This window comes from Microcystis viridis FACHB-1342 (assembly GCF_014698335.1).
GTDB lineage: Bacteria > Cyanobacteriota > Cyanobacteriia > Cyanobacteriales > Microcystaceae > Microcystis > Microcystis ichthyoblabe_A.
Genome location: NZ_JACJSV010000062.1, coordinates 22645 through 29102 on the forward strand (window position 1 = coordinate 22645; position 6458 = coordinate 29102).

The following is a 6458-nucleotide window of genomic DNA, read 5'->3' on the forward strand; positions in this document are numbered from 1 at the left end:
ACAGAAGGCAATAGGCAATAGGCAATAGGCAATAGGCAATAGGCAATAGGCAATAGGCAGCTTTGTTCTCCCCACTTCCCCACACCCTCTTTCAAGTCAGGAGGCTCTAAGTAACTGATAGCTGATGACTGATATGATTGGTGTGACTGTTTTCAGATGCAGAAATTCCGATGAATAGCCGATTACCTGGAGATAATAGCCAATTAGATAGCCAACTACATTCCCTTGTAACGACAGTGACAGCGATCGCCGAAGAACAACAGGGAGATTGTAACGGTTTGTTAAGGTTGCTGCGAACTTTAGAAAATTTACATCGGCAAATTCGCGAGCAGATGTTCGAGCCATCTTTACCCAATACTCGTAAGGATTTATACGGATTACTCCGGGATATCGAGGAAACCGGGGGATGGCCCTATATAGAACGGATGAAGTTACAAATGTTAATGGAAAAATTATTAGCCAGTGAAGTCGGTGCGCTCGATTCGGCGGCAAAAACCGATGATCGGGAAAAATGAGTTTCCAGAGGTTACGGAGCGGGTTACAGTATTGAAAAAATGGATATTTAGGGGTAAATCATGACCACCGTGAACCCGATTAAATTTGGAACCGATGGCTGGCGCGGGATTATCGCCGCCGATTTTACTTTCGATCGAGTTGCTCTGCTCGCTCCCTTGGCGGCTCAGGTTTTAGCCGATAATTATGGTCAGATCACGGGTTCGCGGACGATAATCGTCGGCTATGATCGGCGGTTTATGGCGGAGGATTTTGCTCAAACTGCGGCGGAATCGCTGCAAAAAGCAGGTTTTGATGTGCTTCTCTCCCAATCCTATGCTCCCACTCCCGCTTTTAGTTGGGCAGCTCGATCAGAAAATGCTCTCGGTGCGATCGTGTTAACCGCCAGTCATAACCCGGCTAAATATCTCGGTTTGAAGGTTAAAGGTTATTTTGGTGGTTCTGTCTCGCCGGAAATTACCCAACAAATTGAAGCTTTATTGTCTAATCCGCCACAATTTAAGGCAGCTGCCGGTAAATTAAGCACTTTTGAACCCTGGTCAGGTTATTGTCAGGGTTTACGCCAAAAAGTTAATATTGCCGCTATTGCCAACGCGATCGAATCGGGACAACTAAAAGTTTATTCCGATGTCATGCACGGTGCGGCGGCTACCGGTTTAGAGCGTCTTTTGGGGGTGGGGATCACGGAATTACGCGGCAATCGCGATCCTTTGTTCGGTGGCGGCTCTCCGGAACCTTTACCGAGAAATTTGACGGAAATCATCGATAAGCTGTCTCACAGCGCAAATTTAGCCCCTTTGCGAGTAGGTTTGGTCTTCGATGGGGATAGCGATCGAGTGGCGGCGATCGATGGTCAGGGGAATTTTTTAAGCACCCAAAATCTCATCCCGATTTTAATCGAGCATTTAGCCGGCAAAAAGGGAATGAGAGGGGAAATTGTCAAAACGGTGAGCGGTTCCGATTTAATCCCCAAATTAGCCAGTTTATACGGTTTATCGGTCTTTGAAACCCCGATCGGTTATAAGTATATCGCCGATCGAATGTTGACCACTCCTGTGTTAATTGGTGGGGAAGAGTCCGGAGGTGTCGGTTATGGTACTCACATTCCCGAACGGGATGCTTTATTATCAGCTTTATACGTTTTGGAAGCAGTGGTGGAATCGGGCCAAGATTTAAGCGATCTTTACGCGCAATTACAGGATAAAACTGGCTTTCATTCTCAGTATGATCGCATTGATTTACCCCTAGCTAATATGGAAGCTCGCGATCAGTTAATCACTGCTTTGGATCAGGAACCCTTAAGGGAAATTGCTGGTAAACAAGTGACTGATTGTAATCCTATAGACGGTTATAAATTCCGTTTAGAAGATGGCAGTTGGTTGTTAATTCGCTTTAGTGGCACAGAACCGGTTTTGCGTCTCTACTGTGAATCTTCAAGCCTCGATCGAGTTCATGAAATTCTCGCCTGGGCAAAATCTTGGGCTACCTATATCTAAACAATAGAAAAAGGGTTTCTTGAAGAAACCCTTTTTCTATTCTATTATTTTTTAACGCATTCAATAATACAAATATCCTCTTGAGTTGGAATAATTCGATTTAATTTTAATCCCGCTGGACTCAACAATTCCTCAAATTCCTCTGCGGTTCTTTCCTTACCTCCTGGACACATAACTAACATATTTATGTCTAACATTTTAGCGGCCGAAGGATTATTACCCGAAGGAACAACCATTTCCAAGACCAAAACTTTACCGTTACTATCTAAAGCTTGACAACAGTTTTTCAAAATAGCAATCGCTCGTCGATCATCCCAATCATGAATAATATGTTTTAATAAATAGCCATCTCCTCCTGACGGTACGGATTCAAAAAAATTACCCCCAACGGTTTGACAACGATGGAGAATCCCGTGTTTTTCTAAAGTCGGTTGACAATGGGAAATTACATATTCTTCATCAAAAAGAATCCCTTTGAGGTGGGGATATTGCTCTAAGATTGTCCCCAACATCTCACCGTATCCCCCACCTACATCTACTAGGGTTTGAAATTCCGAGAAATTATACACAGCTAAAATAGCCTTCTCCTCCGAAAAAGAAAAACTATTCATCGACTGTTCAAAAATCTCTGCATCTAGCGGATGAGTTTGAAAATATTCAAAGACTCCCATCCCAAAGACATCATCAAAAGATGGTTGTCCCGTTTTAATACTATGTAACACATTTCCCCAGGCTTGATAATGGGGGGCTTCTCCTAACATAATCGCTGTCGCTTTTACTGACCGGGGATGGTCACTAGATAAATGTTCGGCTAAGGGAGTTAGTATAAACTGTTGAGATTCAGTTTCTTGAAAAATTCCCACACTAGCTAATGCTCTCATCAGTCGGTATAAAGCAGCAGGATTAGTCTCAGTTAGGGAGGCCAAATCTTGACAGGATTTCGTTCCTTTGCTTAAATGCTCGGCTAGACTTAATTTAGCCGCAGCATAGATGGCCTGAGATAGCCAATAACCCGAAACCATTTGGGTTAATTGAAGATGAAGAGGGAGTTCAGGTAAGGACATAAGCAACTTTTGTGGGAATATAATTAAACATTACCATATAGGATAAGCTGCCAGCGCATTTAAATCGTCTGTTGAGATGAGGCACTTTTGCAAGGGTCAACAGGAAAGGGATTGGGGGAGATTCAATTAATTTCTAAGTGCGAGTAGAGAGATAAACACAAAATTTCAATCCAAAATTTAAAGCGGGTTTCCATTCAATTAATTTCTAAGCGCGAGTAGAGAGGAGAACTTAGCAGCAAGACTCGAGACTCCCGCCTCGTCGTTTCCATTCAATTAATTTCTCTAGCGAGTAGAGAGCCAGATCATGAGATTTCTTTGCAAAAGATGAAAGAAGTTTCCATTCAATTAATTTCTCTAGCGAGTAGAGAGCCACTTGCGGCCGATCCTTGGGAATTTCAGAAATAGTTTCCATTCAATTAATTTCTCTAGCGAGTAGAGAGGAACAAAAGATACCCTTTACCGATTTTCCCCTTCCAGAGTTTCCATTCAATTAATTTCTCTAGCGAGTAGAGAGATCAACCGACGAGCGAGACTGCATCCCCGGAATCCTGTTTCCATTCAATTAATTTCTCTAGCGAGTAGAGAGAAATCACTGACTTAGTGGTTGGTGATGTGATTTATTTTGTTTCCATTCAATTAATTTCTCTAGCGAGTAGAGAGATCGGTCTATCGCTTCCCTTGATTCCTATCGAGGAAAAGTTTCCATTCAATTAATTTCTCTAGCGAGTAGAGAGTAGAACAGCGTGGACTCGAAAAAGTAAAGGTGTAATGTTTCCATTCAATTAATTTCTCTAGCGAGTAGAGAGGTGAGCCAGCAACCGACCCGATGACATGGCAAGAGTTTTAAGTTTCCATTCAATTAATTTCTCTAGCGAGTAGAGAGTATCCTATCAAGGGTACTTTTATAGAAAAACCTAGTGTTTCCATTCAATTAATTTCTCTAGCGAGTAGAGAGAATCAAGATTTAAGTCAGATTCAGTTCTGGAGATTAGTTTCCATTCAATTAATTTCTCTAGCGAGTAGAGAGAAGAATCCAATCGAAATAGAACGTATCAATACTCCTGGTTTCCATTCAATTAATTTCTCTAGCGAGTAGAGAGAGTTATGAAGATTGGGTTTATGTGGGCGGATGCCCAGTTTCCATTCAATTAATTTCTCTAGCGAGTAGAGAGTTGACAGATCCGCCAAAACCCAGAACAGAAAAAGAATGGTTTCCATTCAATTAATTTCTCTAGCGAGTAGAGAGCAACTTGTCGATATGTTATTAGGTGAACCTGTACCTATGTTTCCATTCAATTAATTTCTCTAGCGAGTAGAGAGCACTCTGTATGTGAGTACATCGGTTCTATCTTTTTAACTGTTTCCATTCAATTAATTTCTCTAGCGAGTAGAGAGGCAAGCAGGGCCTTTTCCATTTGTTTTTCTTGAGGCGTTTCCATTCAATTAATTTCTCTAGCGAGTAGAGAGAAACCATGAGTATTTACAGTAGTACATCTGTTCAGAAATAGTTTCCATTCAATTAATTTCTCTAGCGAGTAGAGAGGAATTTGCCCACCATTTCGTCAAAAGACTCTATGGCTGTTTCCATTCAATTAATTTCTCTAGCGAGTAGAGAGTACCTTACCTTCAATTGCCTTTAATGTCAGGCTAGACATCGTTTCCATTCAATTAATTTCTCTAGCGAGTAGAGAGTCTAAGATGTATGTTGCTAAGTCTAGGGAAGCTTTTGAAGAGTTTCCATTCAATTAATTTCTCTAGCGAGTAGAGAGTCCGCCGCGCCGTTTATCAAGTTTATTGCTGTTTGGGTTTCCATTCAATTAATTTCTCTAGCGAGTAGAGAGTTCCGACTTAAATCTTGTCAGATTACAAGATTACTCTCTAGTTTCCATTCAATTAATTTCTCTAGCGAGTAGAGAGTTCTTAGCCAATCCCATGCGTCGCCGGAACAATTACAAGTTTCCATTCAATTAATTTCTCTAGCGAGTAGAGAGCACAGTAAAAATCTTCATCAATTACCCGATACTAAGGCGTTTCCATTCAATTAATTTCTCTAGCGAGTAGAGAGTGGAAAAATTTAGGGGCTTTAAAGTCTTTTGTGGGGAGTTTCCATTCAATTAATTTCTCTAGCGAGTAGAGAGGAAATGGGAAACCCTTGAATTAACTCAATCTATTGAAGAGGTTTCCATTCAATTAATTTCTCTAGCGAGTAGAGAGCTTACAAGTGGCGATGAACGAAAAGTAGTAGTCCGTGTTTCCATTCAATTAATTTCTCTAGCGAGTAGAGAGTAAAACTTTATTGGCAGACTTAGACAGCCTTTCATTTAAGTTTCCATTCAATTAATTTCTCTAGCGAGTAGAGAGAGCGGATCGGTATCGGGTGCGATTGTATTTGGCGATCCTGGTGTTTCCATTCAATTAATTTCTCTAGCGAGTAGAGAGTGGAAAATGCTTTCGGTGTACCTACTGCTCATTTCTGTTTCCATTCAATTAATTTCTCTAGCGAGTAGAGAGCTGGGGAAGTCACACCATAGCCTCTTTTATAGCAAAAGCTGTTTCCATTCAATTAATTTCTCTAGCGAGTAGAGAGTAGAAGACACGATAGATAAAGCTTCAACTCGTCGTTTGTTTCCATTCAATTAATTTCTCTAGCGAGTAGAGAGATTAATCATAAACAATTCTTTTGGTAACACTTTTCATTCAGTTTCCATTCAATTAATTTCTCTAGCGAGTAGAGAGTAGAAAATTCTATATTGGGGAATAATTGATTATTTAGTTTCCATTCAATTAATTTCTCTAGCGAGTAGAGAGAAAAATACCTAACGCCTAGAGAAGTCACCCAGTGGCTGTTTCCATTCAATTAATTTCTCTAGCGAGTAGAGAGTTCCTTCGCAGTTACCTATTCCTTGTTACCCAGATTGGATAGAGTTTCCATTCAATTAATTTCTCTAGCGAGTAGAGAGGTAGTGAAGAACGAAGAGTAGTAGTCCGTAGCCGCGATTTGGTTTCCATTCAATTAATTTCTCTAGCGAGTAGAGAGACGATGGGTATATCCCTCAAGTTAATTTGTGCTGTGAGTTTCCATTCAATTAATTTCTCTAGCGAGTAGAGAGGTAAACAAAATAATTAACAACGGCCAATTCAAGTCTGAATTGCATCACTGTCTGATCTACCTTTATAGAATACCTCATTCGGGGTACGATAGTCAAGACATTTTCGAGGACGATTGTTAATCAAGTTTACGGCTCTTTCCACCTCCTCTGGCTTAACGATTTTAAAATTCGTTCCCTTGGGGAAAAATTGTCTTAACAGTCCATTGGTATGCTCGTTTAATCCCCTCTCCCACGAATGATAAGGAGTAGCAAAATAAAAATCTGCTCCTAGTTTC

4 protein-coding genes and 1 CRISPR repeat array are annotated in these 6458 nt (G+C 40.8%); of the genes, 2 read left to right on the forward strand and 2 right to left on the reverse strand.

The window, feature by feature from the left end; genetic code table 11:
• The first annotated feature begins 170 nt into the window (after positions 1 to 170).
• Positions 171 to 515, forward strand: coding sequence for a hypothetical protein (locus tag H6G40_RS17780; RefSeq protein WP_002737370.1), 345 nt, complete (start codon positions 171 to 173; stop codon positions 513 to 515).
• Positions 516 to 575: 60 nt separating this feature from the next.
• Entirely contained in the window at positions 576 to 2009 is a 1434-nt protein-coding gene (locus H6G40_RS17785) for a phosphoglucomutase/phosphomannomutase family protein (protein WP_190538079.1), read from the forward strand.
• A 44-nt stretch (positions 2010 to 2053) separates the two neighbouring features.
• Here the strand turns inward: H6G40_RS17785 and H6G40_RS17790 are convergent, their stop codons facing one another.
• Together H6G40_RS17790 and H6G40_RS17795 are read right to left on the reverse strand one after the other, a co-directional pair.
• Positions 2054 to 3073, reverse strand: coding sequence for a methyltransferase (locus H6G40_RS17790; protein ID WP_190538081.1), 1020 nt, complete (start codon positions 3071 to 3073; stop codon positions 2054 to 2056).
• 261 nt (positions 3074 to 3334) lie between these two features.
• Positions 3335 to 6183: direct repeats of the CRISPR family, unit length 36 nt; unit sequence GTTTCCATTCAATTAATTTCTCTAGCGAGTAGAGAG.
• A gap of 28 nt (positions 6184 to 6211) precedes the next feature.
• Positions 6212 to 6458: IS30 family transposase (locus H6G40_RS17795; RefSeq protein WP_190537171.1), on the reverse strand; the 247-nt coding region annotated here is incomplete at its 5' end.